The organism is Streptomyces sp. NPDC087300 (genome assembly GCF_044744425.1).
In the GTDB taxonomy this organism is placed as follows: Bacteria; Actinomycetota; Actinomycetes; order Streptomycetales; family Streptomycetaceae; genus Streptomyces.
The window spans coordinates 1-15,887 of record NZ_JBIUYI010000011.1 but is presented as its reverse complement, the minus strand read 5'-3'; the positions used below and the strand labels follow the sequence as shown (position 1 = coordinate 15,887).

Sequence of the window (15,887 nt, the reverse complement as noted above, 5' to 3'; positions counted from 1 at the left end):
TTAAGGGCATACGCGCATACCAGGCACAGAGCGGAGTTCATTGGTTCGCTTCGGCGAATTCACCGTCCGGCAGCGACACCCGTACCCCCGACGCCCCGCCCGAAACTGCCCGGCAAACAAGGACATGTCGACCCTCCTCACGCCCTCTCCACCCCTCATAACGGTTGCACAACGCGTCTGTACGGTCACCACAGGCGACCCCCCCGACGCGCTGAACACACTCACCACGCTCACCGCGCACGCCGCCCCTTCGCCCCGTTCGGCCACAGCCTCGGACGCCGCTTCGCCGCCAGGTCCTCCACCCAGCCCACCGCCAGCACCATCAGGCCTATCAACGGCCAGACGAGCAGCGTCATCCACAGCATGTACGTCGTGTCGAGCGCCGAGCTCCAGCGTTCGTCCTCCATGAAGGGGAGGTCGTACGCCATGTCGATGATCGGGACCGTCGCCATGATGAGGAGGTTGTGCCAGAGGTAGATGGTGACTGCCCTGTTGTTGGAGAGGGTCACCAGCTTGTCCCACTTCGCCAGTCTGCCCGGCAGCTCCTGCCACGACGGGGAGTACTGGAGCAGGATCACCACGAAGCCGAACGACCAGGTCGCCTGGGCGAGCGGGATGTCGTTCAAGTCCCAGCCGTCCGGGCCCAGATGGCCCGACGCCCACCACAGGCCGAAGGCCATGACCAGGGCCGAGGCCGACACCGCGAGGTAGCGCGGGACACGGGCGAGCAGGCCGTCCTGGTGGGCGAAGCCGAGGACCCAGCAGCTGCCGTACATCGCGAAGTCGCCCACCGCGTTGCCCAGTTCGCCCGGGATCGTGACGACGCCCGTGCCGACGACCGCGGTCAGTGCGAGCGGGGCGAGCAGCGTCGCCCACGGGAGCCTGCGGAACGCCCAGAGGAGAAGGGGGGACGCGATCACGAACCACAGGTACGCGCGGATGTACCAGAGCGGGCCCGCCGCCTGCGCCGGCCAGGTGTCCTCCAGGAGGCCGGCCTTGTCGCCCAGGTGCCAGGGGAAGGGCGGCGCGCCCACCGGGAACACGTAGTTGAGCACGCTCACCAGGCCCCAGGTGCCCCCGTGGTCGGGGTCCTCGCGCACGTTCCAGCCGCCCGCGAAGAGCAGGAAGAGGACCACCGCGCTGAACACCCACATGGGAGGCAGGAGTCGGCGGACTCGGCCCCTGATCACGCCCCACGCCGGGCGCTTGAGCGAACGCGCCATCAGCGAGCCCGCGAGCGCGAACATCACGCCCATGGAGGGGAAGGCGATCGTCAGCCAGGCCCAGCCGAACAGGTGGTAGACGACCACGCGGACGAGCGCGAGCGAGCGCAGCAGGTCCAGGTAGCGGTCACGGCCGCCGGACGGCTTGGCGGGCGGGTTCGCGGGGCCGGGAGGAGCCGCGGGGCCGGGAGGAGCCGCGGGGCCGGGAGGGACCGCGGAAGCGGCGGTGCCCGCCGGGGCCGGCGGTCCGGGTAGGGGAGATCCCTGAAATCCCTGCGCCGCCCAAGGCGACGCCTGCCGCGCCCCCTCGGGCAGATAGCTGTGGCTCATACGACGCTGCTCCGTTCATTGCCGCCCGTCCGCTGCCTCGGGATGGATCCGGGCGTCGGCGAGCCTGGTGCTCCGAGGACCCCCGTGCGCCGGAGCTTCTGCCAGCGCAGGCGGCCTCCGGTGAGCGCGGTGATCCAGGACTGCAGCAGCACGACGTACATCAGCTGCCGGTAGAGGATCTGCTGGAGGGGCAGCGAGATCAGATGGGTCATGCGTTCGCGGTCGAGCCGGAAGGCGTAGGCGGCGCAGACCGCCTGCACCGCGAGGACACCGAGCCACGCGGCGACGGTCTTCTGGGTGGGGCCGAAGACCAGGCCGTAGAGCAGGAACACGTCGATGAGCGGGGCGAGGAGAGGGGCGAGCACCATGAAGAGGGCGACGAGCGGGAGGCCGACCCGGCCGAAGCGGCCGGAGGGGCCGCGCTCGACGACCGCGCGGCGGTGCTTCCAGATCGCCTGCATCGTGCCGTACGACCAGCGGTAGCGCTGGGACCACAGCTGCTGGACCGACTCCGGGGCCTCGGTCCAGGCGCGGGCGTTCTCCGCGTACACGACCCGCCAGCCGTCGCGGTGCAGGGCCATCGTGATGTCGGTGTCCTCGGCGAGCGTGTCGTCGCTCATGCCGCCGACCCGCTCCAGGGCCGAACGCCGGAACGCGCCGACGGCGCCCGGGATGGTCGGCATGCAGCGCAGCATGTCGTACATCCGGCGGTCGAGGTTGAAGCCCATCACGTACTCGATGTGCTGCCAGGCGCCGATGAGCGAGTCGCGGTTGCCCACCTTCGCGTTGCCCGCGACGGCGCCCACGCGCGGGTCGCCGAAGGGCTGCACCAGTTCGCGTACGGTCGACCGCTCGAAGACGGTGTCGCCGTCCATCATCACGACGATGTCGCAATGGGCGTTCGCCAGGCCCCTGTTGAGGGCGGCGGGCTTGCCCGCGTTGTGCTGGCGGACCACGCGTACGTTCGGCAGGCGCAGCCCTTCGACGATGCGTGCCGTGCCGTCCGACGAGCCGTCGTCGATGACGATCACCTCGATGGGATGGTCGCTCGCCATCAGGGAACGGACCGTCGCCTCGATGCACTTGGCCTCGTTGTACGCGGGGACAAGGACCGAGACCGGTTCGGCGATCCCGGGGCCCCAGCTGAAGCCTCGCCCGCGCACCCGGCGGGCGTGCACCGCGGAGAGCAGCAGCATCAGGCCGAAGCGGGTGAACACCAGGACGCCGATGACGGCGAGCACCACGACGAGCCCGTCGGTGATCCGGTCGGATGCGCCGACCAGGAAGACCCAGGCCTTGCCCTTCCACAGCTCGACGCCGGTGACCTCGGTGTGCGCGCTGGGCGCGCCGAGTGCCTCGGTCAGATTGCCGAACTCGTAGCCCTGCTTCTGCAGTTGGGGCAGGAAGCGGTCAAGGGCTGCGACGGTCTGCGAGCGGTCGCCGCCGGAGTCGTGCATGAGGACGATGGCGCCCCTGCCGCCGTGCGGCGTCGCCCTGCGGATGATCTCGTCGACGCCGGGGCGCTTCCAGTCCTCGCTGTCGGTGTTGTTGACGACGGTGAGGTAGCCGCGGCTGCCGATGTACTTCGTGACCGGGTACGACTTGTCGTCCATCGCGTCGGCGAACGAGGAGTACGGCGGCCTGAAGAGCGAGGTGCGGATGCCCGCGGCCCCGGCGAGGGCGAGCTGGTTCTGGGAGAGCTCCCAGTCGATGCGGCTCGTGGACTGGTAGGAGAGGTCGGGATGGTTGAAGGTGTGCAGGCCGACCTCGTGGCCCTCGTCGACCATGCGTCGGACCAGGTCGGGGTAGCGCGAGGCCATGGTGCCGGTGACGAAGAAGACGCCGTGCGCGTGGTGTTCCTTGAGGACGTCGAGGACCTTGGGGGTCCACTCCGGGTCCGGGCCGTCGTCGAAGGTGAGCACGAGCCGGTGGTCGGGCACGCTCAGCGTGGACTCGCGGCCGCCCCGGGTGTCGATGACGGGGCCGCCCTCCAGGATCTTCTCCGGTACGTGGCCGGTGGGCGCGGGCGGCCGGACGCGGTGGTCGGCGAGGATCTCGCTGTGCACGTACCCGCGCAGCATCAGCATCGCGAGCAGCGCGACGAGCAGCAGCGAGGGCAGCAGGTACCGCATGGGCAGCCGACGGCGCCTGAGGGAGCCAGGCGCCTTGGCGCGGCGACGGCCGCCCTTGCCGCGACGGCCCTGACCTGCGGGTCCTGCGGGGGCGTGGGTACGCGGGGCGTGAGCGTTCGGAACGGGAGCGTTCGGAACGGAACCACCCGGAGCGTGAGCGTTCGGGACGGGACCATCCGGGGCATGCCCCCCGAAGACGGGACCGCCCGGGACAGGACCGTTCGGCGTAGAACCGTGCCCGATCGGGGCGTGACTGTGCCGGGGGCGGTCGGACCGGCCCCTGTTGGTGCGGGAGTTCATCGCCGTGCGTCCTCCGGGGACGACTGGTCGCCGGCGGGACCGTGCGGGGCCGCCGGGGTGTAGCCGACGGGGACATCGCTACCGCCGCCACCCGCGCCACCGCCACCGCCACCCGCACCGCCACCGTTCCCACCCGTTTCCGGGGCCTCGGTGGAGGGGTCGGTCGGCGAGGTGGTCGGGGCCGTGGGGTCCGGGTCCGGGTCGGGTCCTGGACCGGGGCCGCCGGTCGGGTCCGGGTCGGGTCCTGGGCCGCCCGTCGGGTCGGGCCCGGGGTCGGGCCTGCCGCCGCCGTCCGTGGGGTCGGGGTCGGCCGACGCGCCGGGCTTGCCGCCGGTGTCGCCGCTGCTCTCGGGGGCGGGCCCGCCCGTGGCAGCGGGGTCCGTCGTGCCTTCGGCGCCGTCCGAGGCGCCCGCCGACGGCGTCGCCGCTGAGCCCGCGGTCGGGGCTATGGCGTCCGCGGGCCGGTCGGGCGTGTCCACCTTGCTCGCGGGGCGGTCGCCGTCGGGGCCCTTCACGGGCAGCCAGGGCGCGCTGGAGTTCCCCGAGAGCAGGGTGCCCACGATGATCACGGCATAGACCGCGCAGGCGATGCCGACCACCACACCGAGCCTGCGGTACCTACGGCTGCGGCGGCCCGTCTCGTCGACGAAGACGGGCCCCTCGGCGGCCGCCTCCTGACCGGGCTCGACGGGAGGTTCCGCCAACTGCCGCCCCATACCGTCCAGTTGGCGGCCCAAGCCGTCGATCTGGACAGTGACTTCGTTCGGATCGTGAGTGTGACCTGATAGGTCATCTTCTCGCCAAGTTTGCATGCGTGCGCACAACCCCCCACATAACGGACCTGGGCGCGCATACGACTCCGGATACCCGCCGTCCGGACCGGGCCCCCACCCGACCCGAGCGCTCCCCCTATCACACCGCACCCGGACCACGAATGTAGCGCACGGCGGTGACAGGTGTTGTTCTCCGTCAGATCTGACTCATCATGATGAGTGCATCTGTGGCAGGAACCCATCCGTCCGCCGGTTTCTCCAGCCATCCTTCCGCCGCCGAGAGTTCCGCGGCCGCGGCCCGCAAAGCGGTAACACCCGGATGAACCAGGCCCTTTCGCCACACCAGTGACACGGGCGAGAGCGGTACGGGGTCGACCAGCGGCCGCAGCTCCGTGCCGGGCATGGCCGGAAAGCCCACCACGGCGAGGACCGGAATCCGCTTCTTCGCCATCAGCCGCCCGAACTCCTCGGTGCCGACAGCCAGCGGCGCGGGTGGCGCGATCTCGATGCCGCGCCCCTCGAAGAGCGACCGCGCGAGGTCGGTCCACTCCGGGGTGCGCGGATTGCCCGCCCCCGCGTACACGGTCTCGCCCGCGAGCGCGGCCAGCGGCACCGCGTCAAGGCCCGTCAGCGGATGCCCCTCGGGGAGGAGCACGGCCATCGGCTCGTACCGCACCGGCTGCTGGGCGAGGCGGGCCCGCAGCGCGGGATCGAGCCCCGCGAACCGTCCGAAGGAGGCGTCGATGCGCCCCGCCGCCATCTCGACGGCGGCGCCGGTCAGGCCGCTCTCGAAGCGGGCCATCAGCTCGCAGTCGGGGGCGAGTTCGCGGGCCCGGTCGAGGACCCGCCCGAAGCTCAGCCCCGGGCTGTTCAGATCGACGAGCAGCGGCCGCGCCCCGCCCGCGAACGCCCCGAAGGCCGTGACCAGCTCGTCCTGCGCGGCGAGCACCCGCAGCGCGTACGGCAGCAGCCGCTCGCCGTCGGCGGTCAGCGTGACCTGCCGGGTCGTACGCACGAAGAGCTCGGCGCCCAACTCCCGCTCCAAGCGCCGGACATCACGGCTCAGGGCCTGCTGCGCGACGTACAGCCGCCCCGCCGCCCGCGTGAAGTGCAGCTCCTGGGCGACCGCGACGAAGCCGCGCAGCAGCCGCGGGTCCACATCACGGCGCACGAGGGAGGAGCCCGGCCAGTCCGCGGGCCCTGCCGGATCTGTCGGATCGGAGGTCATCGCAGGAACCTACAACGTGAGTGCGTGAATGGGCACTTGGCAGGTGTTGGACCCCGCCGACCGACCCCGGCGAGGGTGGCCGCATGCCCCACAACCCCTACGCCCGCCTCTTCGCGATACCCGGCGCCACCGCCTTCACCGTCGGCAACCTCATCGCCCGCCTGCCCATGGGCATGTTCAGCGTCAGCGCCGTGATCATGATCTCCGGGGCCCGCGGCTCCTACGCGCTGGCCGGCGCCGTCACCGCCACCGGCCTCGCGGCGACCGCCGTCGTCGCGCCGTGGACCGCGCGGCTCGTGGACCGGCACGGCCAGGCGCGCGTCGCCGTCCCCGCCACCGCCTTCGCCGCGCTCGGCTCGCTCTCCCTGCTGCTCTGCGTGCGCTACGGAGCGCCCGACTGGACCCTCTTCGCCTCGTACGCGGCGACGGCCACCACCCCCAACACGGGCGGCATGTCACGGGCCCGCTGGGCGCATCTGCTCCAGGGCGACGCGCCTGCCGTGCACACCGCCAACTCCTTCGAACAGGCCGCCGACGAGCTCTGCTTCATGCTCGGCCCGGTCCTCGCCGCCTTCCTCTGCGGCGCGCTCTTCCCGCAGGCGGGCACCCTCATCGGCGTGGTCCTGCTGCTGACCGGCGTGCTGGTCTTCGCCGCCCAGCGCGCGACGGAACCCCCGCCCCATGGACGTACGCACGCGTCCGCGAAGAGCCCGTCGCCACTCCGCGCGCGCGGGATGCCCGCCCTGCTGGTCGCCTTCCTCGCCACCGGCGCCGTCTTCGGCTCCCTCGAAGTGGTCACGATCGCCTTCGCCGACGCCCAGGGCCACAAGTCGGCCGCGGGCGCGGTCCTCGCCCTCCAGGCCGCGGGTTCCTGCGCGGCGGGCCTCGTCTACGGTGCGGCGAGACCGCGCGGCCCGCTGGTCCGCAGACAGCTGTGGTGCGGCGCGGCGATGGCGGCCCTGATGACGCTGCCGCTGCTCGCCGTGACGGTCACCGATTCGCTGATCGCCCTCTCCGGAGCGCTGCTCGTCGCCGGGATGGCGACGGCGCCCACCATGGTCACCGGCATGACGCTCGTCCAGGAGCGCACCCCCGATGCCCGGCTCAACGAAGGCATGACGCTCGCGGTGACCGGGCTCCTCGGGGGCATCGCGTGCGGCGCGGCGGGCGGCGGCTGGGCGGCGGAGCACCTGGGCCCCGCCGCGGGCTACACGGTGCCGGTGGCCGCCGCCTGCTGCGCCCTGCTCGTCAGCAGCGCGCGGGCTTGCGCCACGCGCACTCCGTCGCGCCGTCCCGCTCGGCGACGACCCCGCGTGTCGAACGGGGCCTGACCGGTACGGCCCTGTCCTTCGTCGAGGAGGCGAGGGTGACCGCGATCGCGTCCTCCAGGGGCTTCACCGAGGCGGCCAGATAGTTGTTGAGGACGATGCTGAAGACCAGTTCACGGCCGTCCTTGTCCGTGACGTAGCCGGACAGCGCGGACGCGCCCGTCAGCGAGCCGACCTTCGCGCGGACGTTGCCCGCCGCGGGCGTCCCGCACATCCGCGAACGCAGCGAACCGCCGACGAACTTGTCGGGGACGCAGGCCACCGAGAGGGACGTGTACCAGTCGGCGAACCACGGCTCGCCGCGCACCGCGCGCAGCAGCTTCACGTACTGGCCGGCGGAGGCGAGGTTCTTGCGCGAGAGCCCCGAGCCGTCGACCTGGCGCAGCTCGGCCGGGTCGACGCCGATGCCCTTCAGATAGCCGCCGATCGCCGTGGTCCCGTCGCCCCAACTCCCCGGCCTGCCGGTCGCCTTGTATCCCATGGCCTTGGTCAGGGACTCCGCGTGCATGTTGTTGGACAGCTTCATGAAGGGGATCAGGAGGTCCTTGAGCGTCATGGAGTCGTGCGCGGCGAGCCGCCGCGCGTCCTCGGGGGCCGCGGTCCCGGTCCTGGTCGGCCCGCTCACCCGTACCCCGTGCGCGGCCAGCGCGTCCCGGAAGACGGCCGCCGCGTACCCGGTCGGCTCCCAGACGGTGACCCACTCCCTGGCGGGGTCCGCGCCGACCGGGACGGTGCCGCTGACGGTGATGGTGTTCTCGCCGTGCCGCCGCTCCACCGTGAGGGCGTCGGCGCCGCCCGCCGCGACGGTCTTCGCGCGCAGATCGATGTCTACGTAGTCGGTCCTCGGCGTCACGGAGACCCGTGGCCCGTCACCCGCCCGCTTGCCCGGCGCGACCTCGACGATGACCGTCCCCGTGTCGTAGTCCGTGTCCGGGGCGACGCTGAGGGCGCTGATCTGCGCCGCGTAGTACGACGACTCGTCGTCGCCGCCCCAGGTGTCGCCGATGCGCCGGTCGTCGAAGCGGGTGTCGTCGGCGACGAGCCGCCCCGAGACCTTCCTGATCCCCGAATCGGCGACCTTCGCGGCGAGTTGGCCGTAGTCCTTGGCGAGCGTCGTCGGATCGCCCGTGCCGCGCAGGTACAGGTCGCCCTTCAGGACCCGTCCGTGCCGCTCGCCGTCGGCCAGGACGTCGGTGGTGAACCGGTGGTCCGGGCCGAGGCGCGCCATGGCGGCGGCCGAGGTGAGCATCTTGGTGCTGGAGGCGGGCACCAGGCGCGTGTCGGGCCCGCGCTGGTAGAGGACGTCGCCGGACGCGGCGTCGGCGACCACCACGCTCGCCGTGCCGCCGGCCATGCGGGGGTCGCCGAGGATGGTGTCGATGGCTTCGGGCAGCCCGCTGCGGTCGGAGTCGGCCCCGGCGGGCGAGCTCCAGGTGAGGGTGGCCGCGGCGACGCCGAGGACGGCGGGCCAGATCCAGTGGCGCAGGCGGGCGGGGACGCGTCTCACGGGTCTACTCATGGCCCTGGAGCATCCCGGAAGAGACGCGGACGCAACAGAGGCCCGAAGGTCGTGTCGACCTCGGGCCTCTGTTGTCACATGGGGTTTGTGGAGATGGCGGGAATCGAACCCGCGTCCAACGGTGCAGAATCAGGGCTTCTCCGTGTGCAGTTCGCTGCGATTTTCTCGGCCCCGGCAATCTCGCGAACAAGTCGCCGACGGGCCCAGCCACTGTTTGATTTCCTCCTAGGCCCCGTGACCGGGTCTAGAAGTTTAGTTCCCTAGCTGATGCCAGGATCCGGGTCGGGAACAGCCCCGGGCTGACACTTCGCAAGTCGCTACTTAGGCAGCGAGGGCGAAGGAATCGCGCTTGGTATCGGCGATTATTTTTTGCGACATATGGTTTACGAGATCATTGCCGCTTCCTCGACACGCTTCCCCTGCTTCGACATCCGCTGTCGAAACCGATCATCCCCATGTTGATTTTTCAAGGTGGGCCTTTCGACCCGGCGCCCCTACGAGAGGGACTTGGTGTCCCTGCCTGAGGGACGTTGTCCATCGTACGTGACCAACGGCCGACCGTGCCAGCGTATTCCTGGGGCCCCAGGAGCTACGCGATCCCCTGCCGCCGCCGCACCGACGAGATCGCGCGGTTCGTCTCGCGGGTGTCCTGCTTCTCGCGCAGCGTCTGCCTCTTGTCGTACTCCTTCTTGCCCTTGGCCAGAGCGATCTCGACCTTGACCCTGCTGTCCTTGAAGTACAGGGCGAGGGGCACGATCGTGTGACCCGACTCCTGGGCCTTCGACTCCAGCTTGTCGATCTCGGCCCTGTGCAGCAGGAGCTTGCGCTTCCGCGTGGCCGAGTGGTTGGTCCAGGTGCCCTGGACGTACTCCGGGACGTGGATGTTGTGCAGCCACGCCTCGTGGCCGTCGATGTGCACGAAGCCGTCCACCAGGGAGGCCCTGCCCATCCGCAGCGACTTGACCTCGGTGCCCATCAGCACCAGGCCGCACTCGTAGGTGTCCAGGATGTGGTAGTCGTGCCGCGCCTTCTTGTTCTGCGCGATCATCTTCCGTGCCGGGGCCTTCTCGTTGGCCTTGGCGGCCTTGCGCTTTACCTTTTCCTTCGCCATAGTGCGGTCATTTTCGCACTACGAGGGGGGTCCGAGGCCAGTCAATACTGTCTCGGCCTGCCCCTCGGCCCCGTCCTCGACCTCCAGATCGGGGGTGATGCCCCGTCCGTCGACGGCCCGGCCCGAAGGGGTGCGGTAGTGGCCGACGGTCAGCTCGGCGACCGAACCGTCCGGCAGCCGGCTCGGCATCTGGACCGATCCCTTGCCGAACGTCTTCGAGCCCACCACGACCGCGCGGCCGCGGTCCTGAAGGGCGCCCGTGAGGAGCTCGGCCGCGCTCATCGTGCCGCCGTCGACGAGCACGACCACGGGTCTGGACGTGTCGCCGCCCCGCTCGGCGTGCAGCGCCTTCTGCTCGCCCCGTACGTCGTACGTCGCCACGAGACCCCCGTCGACCAGCGCGGATGCCGCCGTGACCGCCTCGGAGACCAGACCCCCTGAGTTCCCGCGCAGGTCCAGGAGGAGCCCGGTGCCCTTGGGGGCGTCGCGGATCGCGGACCGCACGGCCTCGCCCGAGCCCTTGGTGAACGCGTCGACCTTGATCACCGCGGCGCCGTCGGGGAGCCGGCCGACCGTGACGGAGTCGGTGGAGAGCCGGGCCCTGTGCAGCGTCCTGCTCCACGCGCGCGTGCCGCGCTCCATGCCGAGGACCACCGGGGTGCCCGCCCGCTCGCCGCGCAGCAGCGCGACTACCTCCGTGACGGGGCGGCCCGTGACGCGCTCGCCGTCGACGGAGCGCAGCCGGTCGCCCTCGCGGACACCGGCCCGCGCGGCGGGGCCGCCCCGCTGCACCCGGGCGACCTCGATGCGGCCGTCGGCCGCGCGCCTGGTCCACAGCCCGACGCCCGTGTACGCGCCGTCCAGGGCCTGCTCGAACTCCTTGAACTCGCCCTGCGAGTACACCGACCCCCAGCGGTCCCCGCTGCGGCTGACGGCGTCCTCCGCGGCCTCCTTGCCGGACTTGCCGTCGGCCATGGCCTCGGCCGCGGCGTCGGCGGCCTCCCGCGCCGTGCCCGCGTCGCCCTTCGGGGGGCCCGCGGCGTCCGACCGTACGGAAGGAGGGGACGGTTTCCGGCCCGCGTCGGCCGCGTCGCTCCAGGAGCCGGTGGCCGCGCCGGTGGCGAGGACGCTCGCGAAGACCAATGTCAGGGTCGCCCCGCGGCGGACGCGGCGGGACGGGGAGAACCGGTCGACGAACCGGTCGGGGCCTGACATGACGGTGAGTCTAGGACAACGAAGGGCGCCGTACGGCTCGTTGAACCGTACGGCGCCCTTACGTGCGGGGGTCTCTTGTCACACCTTGAGGTACTTGCGCAACGCGAAGAACGCGGCGAGCGCGGGCATCAGCAGGCCGATCGCGAGCACCAGCGGCAGCTTCGCGAGCACGGCGTCCCAGCCGATGAAGTTGATCAGGTTGATCTTCTCGGAGAGTTCGAGCCCGTGGTCGATCATGAAGTAGCGGCCGACGAGCAGCATCGCGCAGGCGACGCCGCCGCCGATGAGACCGGCGACGGCGGCCTCCATGATGAACGGCATCTGGATGTAGAAGCTGGACGCGCCGACCAGTCGCATGATGCCGGTTTCCCGTCTGCGGCTGAACGCCGAGACGCGCACGGTGTTGACGATCAGCATCAGCGCGACCACCAGCATCAGCGCCATCACCGCGACCGCGGCCCAGTTCATGCCGTTCAGGAGCCCGAAGAGGTTGTCCAGATAGCCCTTCTGGTCCTGCACGGACTGCACGCCGTCACGGCCCGAGAAGGCCGTCGCGACCACCTGGTACTTCTCCGGGTCCTTCAGCTTGATGCGGTACGACTCCTGCATCTGGTCCGGAGTCAGCGAGCTGGACAGCGGGGAGTCGCCGAACTGCTCCTTGTAGTGCTTGTACGCCTCGTCGGCCGACTCGTGCGCGACCTTGTCCACGACGGGCATCTTCTTCAGATCGCCGAGGATCTGGTCCTTCTGCTCGTTCGTGACGGCGCCCTTGGCGCACTTGGGGTCCTGCTCGGCGTCGGCCTTGTTGCACAGGAAGATCGAGACGTTGACCTTGTCGTACCAGTAGCCCTTCATCGTGCTCACCTGGTCACGCATGAGCAGCGAGCCGCCGAACAGGGCGAGTGAGAGCGCTACGGAGACGATGACCGCGAAGGTCATCGTGAGATTGCGGCGGAGACCGACGCCGATCTCCGACAGGACGAACTGGGCGCGCATGGCGGCCTTTCAGTGGATCAGGTGGATCAGACGGTACGGGCGAGGGATCGTCAGTGCTGGTAGCCGTACACGCCGCGCGACTGGTCGCGGACGAGGCGGCCCTTCTCCAGCTCGATGACCCGCTTGCGCATCTGGTCCACGATCTGCTGGTCGTGGGTGGCCATCACGACGGTGGTGCCGGTCCGGTTGATCCGGTCGAGCAGTTTCATGATGCCGACCGAGGTCTGCGGGTCGAGGTTGCCGGTCGGCTCGTCGGCGATCAGCAGCTTGGGCCGGTTGACGAACGCGCGCGCGATCGCCACTCGTTGCTGCTCACCACCGGAGAGCTCGCCCGGCATCCGGTCCTCCTTGCCGCCCAGACCCACGAGGTCGAGGACCTGCGGCACGGACTTGCGGATCTCGCCGCGGGACTTGCCGATGACCTCCTGCGCGAAGGCCACGTTCTCGCCGACGGTCTTGTTGGGCAGCAGGCGGAAGTCCTGGAAGACGGTGCCCAGCTGGCGGCGCATGTGCGGCACCTTGAAGTTGGACAGGCGCGCGAGGTCCTTGCCAAGGACGTGCACCTGGCCGTGACTGGTGCGCTCCTCGCGCAGGATCAGCCGCAGGAAAGTGGACTTTCCGGAGCCGGAGGATCCCACCAGGAAGACGAACTCGCCCTTCTCGATCTCTAGGGAGACGTCCCTGAGCGCGGGGCGGGACTGCTTCGGGTAGGCCTTGGAGACGTTGTCGAATCGGATCACGGATGCACCACGGGTTGCCGGGGGTAGGTGTGCGTGACCATACGCGAAGGCGGTGCGGGAGCGCAGTCGGCGTCCAGAGTTGCGCGGATTGTCTCGGAAGTACCAGGGAACCACCAGGGAACGGAACAGTCGGAAACCGTCGACAGGGGGCGGGCCGCGCCGAAATCCGCGGAAGCTGGCACAGTGGTAGGGGGAACGATTGAGTTCCCCGTAGCGTTGGGCAGGCTGAGACTGTGCGGGAGGAGAAGCGCATGACCCTAGACCGGTTGGTATGCGCGAACTGCGCAGCGCCCGTGAGTGAAGGCCGCTGCCCCGTGTGCCGGGCAAATCGCGAGCGCCTGCAACAAGAGGGGCCCTTCGCGGGGCTCAATCCCGCGGCACTGATAGCGCTCCTCGTGGTGCTGATCGCGGCGGTGGCGCTGCTCGCCCACCAGACCGCGTAGCGGCGGCACACGAGGCGGTACGGCTCACAGAGCGGTACGACTCACAGAGCGGTACACGGAGAGTCACGAGACCGATACGTCTCACCGGCACGGGTGACCCGTCCAGGCACCCGAAAGGGCCCGGAGCTTCGGAAAGCTCCGGGCCCTTCGTCGTACGTCGCGCACCTCAGGTACGCCGCACGCGGTGCCGCCCTCGTCAGGCAGCGGCGCCGCGGTTGCCGACCAGGCGCGGCAGGATGCGGAAGCCGATACCGCCGGCGATCATCGTCGCGGCACCGATCACCAGGAAGGTGGTCTCGGCGGCACCGGTCTCGGCCAGCTCGCCCTTCTCACCCTTGTTGCCGCCCTGCTCGACCGGCTTGGAGCCGGTGTCGTTCAGGCTGTCCTTGCCCTTGCCCTGCTCGACGGGGACGGAGCCGCCGTCGGGGTCGGTGTCGTTGCCACCGTTGCCGCCGCCGTTCCCGTTGCCCGGGTCGCTCGGGTCACTCGGGGCGGAGGTGGGCGGGGAGGTCGGGTCGTCCGTCGGGTCCGGGTCCTCGGTCGGGTCCGGGTCCTCGGTGGGCTCGGTCGGCTCCTCGGTGGGCTCGGGCGGGTCCGTCGGCTCCGTGGTGGGCGGGTCCGTCGGCTCCGTCGGGATCTCCGTGGGCGGGTCGGTGGGCTCGTCGTCGTCCGCACCCGGGGTGTCCACGTCGACACCGACGCCGCTCTCGTCGGCGTGGGCGCCGACGCCCACACCACCGAGGTCGACACCGACGTCGAGGGCCGAGGCGGCACCCGCGGCGGTCAGCGAGGCACCTGCGGCGATCACCGCACCGGCGGCTATCCGCGCGACACGGATCCGCGTCTTCTTGGTCATCTGGCTGCTACCCCCAGTAGCTGAATCGTCAGTGAGGCAGCGTCCGGGGCGGGATTCAGCGCGGTCACCGGGGACGATCGATCGGCCCCCACCGCTCACACGCGCCCCAGGAATACGCATGCCGCGCGCTAGCCTTTCCAGTTTTCACAGCAGCGTCAAGGTCGTTGCGTGCGCGATGTCCGATATCGGGGCAGTTGACCGTCGTACGGAGATACGACTGTGACGCAAAAGGCAACTGCCGCCCTTGGGGCGGCAGTTGCCTTGTCGATAAAGCCGCTCGGGGCGGTATTTACTTCTCCTGCTGCTTGCGCCAGCGAATTCCGGCTTCCAGGAAGCCGTCGATCTCGCCGTTGAAGACGGATTCGGGGTTGCCGACCTCGAACTCCGTCCGCAGGTCCTTCACCATTTGGTACGGGTGCAGGACGTACGAACGCATCTGGTTGCCCCAGGAGTTGCCGCCGTCGCCCTTCAGGGCGTTCATCTTCGCCTGCTCCTCCTGACGGCGGCGCTCGAGGAGCTTCGCCTGGAGGACGTTCATCGCGGTCGCCTTGTTCTGGATCTGCGAGCGCTCGTTCTGACAGGAGACGACGATGCCGGTCGGCAGGTGGGTCAGGCGGACCGCGGAGTCCGTGGTGTTGACGCCCTGGCCGCCGGGGCCCGACGAGCGGTACACGTCGACGCGCAGTTCGCTCTCGTCGATCTCGACGTGGTCGGTCTGCTCGACCACCGGGAGGATCTCGACACCGGCGAAGGACGTCTGGCGGCGGCCCTGGTTGTCGAACGGGGAGATGCGTACGAGGCGGTGGGTGCCCTGCTCGACGGAGAGCGTGCCGTAGGCGTACGGGACGTTCACGGCGAAGGTGGTCGACTTGATGCCGGCCTCTTCCGCGTACGACGTCTCGTACAGCTCCGTCTTGTAGCCGTGGCGCTCGGCCCAGCGCAGGTACATGCGCTGGAGCTTCTCCGCGAAGTCGGAGGCGTCGACGCCACCGGCCTCCGCGCGGATGGTGACGACGGCCTCACGGGCGTCGTACTCACCGGAGAGGAGAGTCCTTACTTCCATTTCGTCCAGCGCCTTCTTGACGGCGGTGAGCTCGGATTCGGCCTCGGCACGGGTGTCCGGGTCGTCCTCCTCCTCGGCCATCTCGAAGAGGACACCGAGGTCGTCGATGCGACCTCGCAGGGCCTCGGCCTTGCGGACCTCCGCCTGGAGGTGACTCAGCTTGCTGGTGATCTTCTGTGCCGCTTCCGGGTCGTCCCACAGGGACGGCGCGGCCGCCTGCTCCTCGAGCACGGCGATATCGGCCCTCATCTTGTCGAGGTCCAGGACGGCCTCGATCGACTCCATGGTCGAGGAGAGGGACTTGAGCTCTTCGGAAACATCGACGACTGCCACGGCTCCAGCGTAACGGCTGCGGCAACCGGGGCGGGCCCTGCGGGGCTGGGGCGGGGGCTGGGGGCTGGTCTGGGCGTCTGCCCCCTGGCGCGGGCGGGGGTCGTTCCACGGCGGGCGGGTGGGTGGGGTGCGGGTCTGGAGCCGCCGCTGCGCGGCGAATGCTTTTCCCCGGCCGGGGGGGGGGGCGCCCCCCCCCCCCCCCCCCCCCCCCCCCCCCCGGGGCGGGGCGCGCGCCCCCCCCCCCCCCCCCCCCCCCCCCCCCCGGGGAGACACAATTCAAGTGCCGCGCTACGTAAA

Annotated in this window: 13 protein-coding genes and 1 other RNA gene; 2 read left to right on the top strand and 12 right to left on the bottom strand. The window is 70.6% G+C overall.

What is annotated here, in order from left to right; translation table 11 throughout:
* Positions 1 to 230 precede the first annotated feature (230 nt).
* The 4 genes from ACIO9J_RS35930 to ACIO9J_RS35915 all read right to left on the bottom strand — a co-directional run bounded on the left by ACIO9J_RS35930 (position 231) and on the right by ACIO9J_RS35915 (position 5,986).
* Complete coding sequence (locus ACIO9J_RS35930; RefSeq protein WP_402008821.1) at positions 231 to 1,553, bottom strand: acyltransferase; 1,323 nt, start codon at positions 1,551 to 1,553, stop codon at positions 231 to 233.
* Positions 1,550 to 3,685 carry a glycosyltransferase gene (locus tag ACIO9J_RS35925; protein WP_402008818.1) on the bottom strand — a complete coding sequence of 712 codons (2,136 nt, stop codon included), beginning with the start codon at positions 3,683 to 3,685 and terminating at the stop codon, positions 1,550 to 1,552. Before ACIO9J_RS35925 ends, ACIO9J_RS35930 begins: the two co-directional genes overlap by 4 nt.
* A gap of 296 nt (positions 3,686 to 3,981) precedes the next feature.
* Positions 3,982 to 4,689: a hypothetical protein gene (locus ACIO9J_RS35920; RefSeq protein ID WP_402008815.1), complete on the bottom strand. Its 708-nt coding sequence runs from the start codon at positions 4,687 to 4,689 to the stop codon at positions 3,982 to 3,984.
* A 265-nt stretch (positions 4,690 to 4,954) separates the two neighbouring features.
* Positions 4,955 to 5,986 (bottom strand): LysR family transcriptional regulator, encoded by a 1,032-nt coding sequence (locus ACIO9J_RS35915; RefSeq protein ID WP_402008813.1) that lies wholly within the window; start codon positions 5,984 to 5,986, stop codon positions 4,955 to 4,957.
* A gap of 83 nt (positions 5,987 to 6,069) precedes the next feature.
* Between ACIO9J_RS35915 and ACIO9J_RS35910 the strand changes: the two genes are divergently transcribed.
* Positions 6,070 to 7,317, top strand: a complete 1,248-nt coding sequence (locus ACIO9J_RS35910) for an MFS transporter (protein WP_402008811.1) — start codon at positions 6,070 to 6,072, stop codon at positions 7,315 to 7,317.
* On the opposite strand, the gene dacB is transcribed toward ACIO9J_RS35910, so the two are convergent.
* The 6 genes from dacB to ftsE all read right to left on the bottom strand — a co-directional run bounded on the left by dacB (position 7,235) and on the right by ftsE (position 12,895).
* Positions 7,235 to 8,833 carry a D-alanyl-D-alanine carboxypeptidase/D-alanyl-D-alanine-endopeptidase gene (dacB, locus tag ACIO9J_RS35905; protein WP_402008808.1) on the bottom strand — a complete coding sequence of 533 codons (1,599 nt, stop codon included), beginning with the start codon at positions 8,831 to 8,833 and terminating at the stop codon, positions 7,235 to 7,237. The genes ACIO9J_RS35910 and dacB overlap by 83 nt on opposite strands.
* An 85-nt stretch (positions 8,834 to 8,918) precedes the next feature.
* Positions 8,919 to 9,288, bottom strand: a transfer-messenger RNA (tmRNA) gene (gene ssrA, locus ACIO9J_RS35900).
* A 134-nt stretch (positions 9,289 to 9,422) separates the two neighbouring features.
* Complete coding sequence (gene smpB, locus ACIO9J_RS35895) at positions 9,423 to 9,944, bottom strand: SsrA-binding protein SmpB (RefSeq protein ID WP_402008805.1); 522 nt, start codon at positions 9,942 to 9,944, stop codon at positions 9,423 to 9,425.
* 18 nt (positions 9,945 to 9,962) lie between these two features.
* Positions 9,963 to 11,159: a S41 family peptidase gene (locus ACIO9J_RS35890; RefSeq protein WP_402008803.1), complete on the bottom strand. Its 1,197-nt coding sequence runs from the start codon at positions 11,157 to 11,159 to the stop codon at positions 9,963 to 9,965.
* 78 nt (positions 11,160 to 11,237) lie between these two features.
* Positions 11,238 to 12,155 (bottom strand): permease-like cell division protein FtsX, encoded by a 918-nt coding sequence (gene ftsX, locus ACIO9J_RS35885; RefSeq protein ID WP_402008800.1) that lies wholly within the window; start codon positions 12,153 to 12,155, stop codon positions 11,238 to 11,240.
* Between the two features lie 50 nt (positions 12,156 to 12,205).
* Complete coding sequence (gene ftsE, locus ACIO9J_RS35880; RefSeq protein WP_266866377.1) at positions 12,206 to 12,895, bottom strand: cell division ATP-binding protein FtsE; 690 nt, start codon at positions 12,893 to 12,895, stop codon at positions 12,206 to 12,208.
* 251 nt (positions 12,896 to 13,146) lie between these two features.
* Here ftsE and ACIO9J_RS35875 point away from each other — a divergent pair, with 251 nt between their 5' ends.
* Positions 13,147 to 13,338 (top strand): hypothetical protein, encoded by a 192-nt coding sequence (locus ACIO9J_RS35875; RefSeq protein ID WP_402008797.1) that lies wholly within the window; start codon positions 13,147 to 13,149, stop codon positions 13,336 to 13,338.
* Positions 13,339 to 13,534: 196 nt separating this feature from the next.
* On the opposite strand, the gene ACIO9J_RS35870 is transcribed toward ACIO9J_RS35875, so the two are convergent.
* Positions 13,535 to 14,194 (bottom strand): LPXTG cell wall anchor domain-containing protein, encoded by a 660-nt coding sequence (locus tag ACIO9J_RS35870; protein WP_402008794.1) that lies wholly within the window; start codon positions 14,192 to 14,194, stop codon positions 13,535 to 13,537.
* Between the two features lie 289 nt (positions 14,195 to 14,483).
* Positions 14,484 to 15,590, bottom strand: a complete 1,107-nt coding sequence (gene prfB / locus ACIO9J_RS35865) for a peptide chain release factor 2 (protein ID WP_402008791.1) — start codon at positions 15,588 to 15,590, stop codon at positions 14,484 to 14,486.
* Between the last annotated feature and the right edge of the window lie 297 nt (positions 15,591 to 15,887).

Excerpts from the sequence above, each read along its gene's own strand:
- ACIO9J_RS35930 (WP_402008821.1), bottom strand. The coding sequence starts at position 1,553 with ATGAGCCACAGCTATCTGCCCGAGGGGGCGCGGCAGGCGTCGCCTTGG.
- ACIO9J_RS35925 (WP_402008818.1), bottom strand. The coding sequence starts at position 3,685 with ATGCGGTACCTGCTGCCCTCGCTGCTGCTCGTCGCGCTGCTCGCGATG.
- ACIO9J_RS35870 (WP_402008794.1), bottom strand. The coding sequence starts at position 14,194 with ATGACCAAGAAGACGCGGATCCGTGTCGCGCGGATAGCCGCCGGTGCG.
- ACIO9J_RS35875 (WP_402008797.1), top strand. The coding sequence starts at position 13,147 with ATGACCCTAGACCGGTTGGTATGCGCGAACTGCGCAGCGCCCGTGAGT.
- dacB (WP_402008808.1), bottom strand. The coding sequence starts at position 8,833 with ATGAGTAGACCCGTGAGACGCGTCCCCGCCCGCCTGCGCCACTGGATC.
- ACIO9J_RS35915 (WP_402008813.1), bottom strand. The coding sequence starts at position 5,986 with ATGACCTCCGATCCGACAGATCCGGCAGGGCCCGCGGACTGGCCGGGC.
- smpB (WP_402008805.1), bottom strand. The coding sequence starts at position 9,944 with ATGGCGAAGGAAAAGGTAAAGCGCAAGGCCGCCAAGGCCAACGAGAAG.
- ftsX (WP_402008800.1), bottom strand. The coding sequence starts at position 12,155 with ATGCGCGCCCAGTTCGTCCTGTCGGAGATCGGCGTCGGTCTCCGCCGC.
- ACIO9J_RS35890 (WP_402008803.1), bottom strand. The coding sequence starts at position 11,159 with ATGTCAGGCCCCGACCGGTTCGTCGACCGGTTCTCCCCGTCCCGCCGC.
- ACIO9J_RS35910 (WP_402008811.1), top strand. The coding sequence starts at position 6,070 with ATGCCCCACAACCCCTACGCCCGCCTCTTCGCGATACCCGGCGCCACC.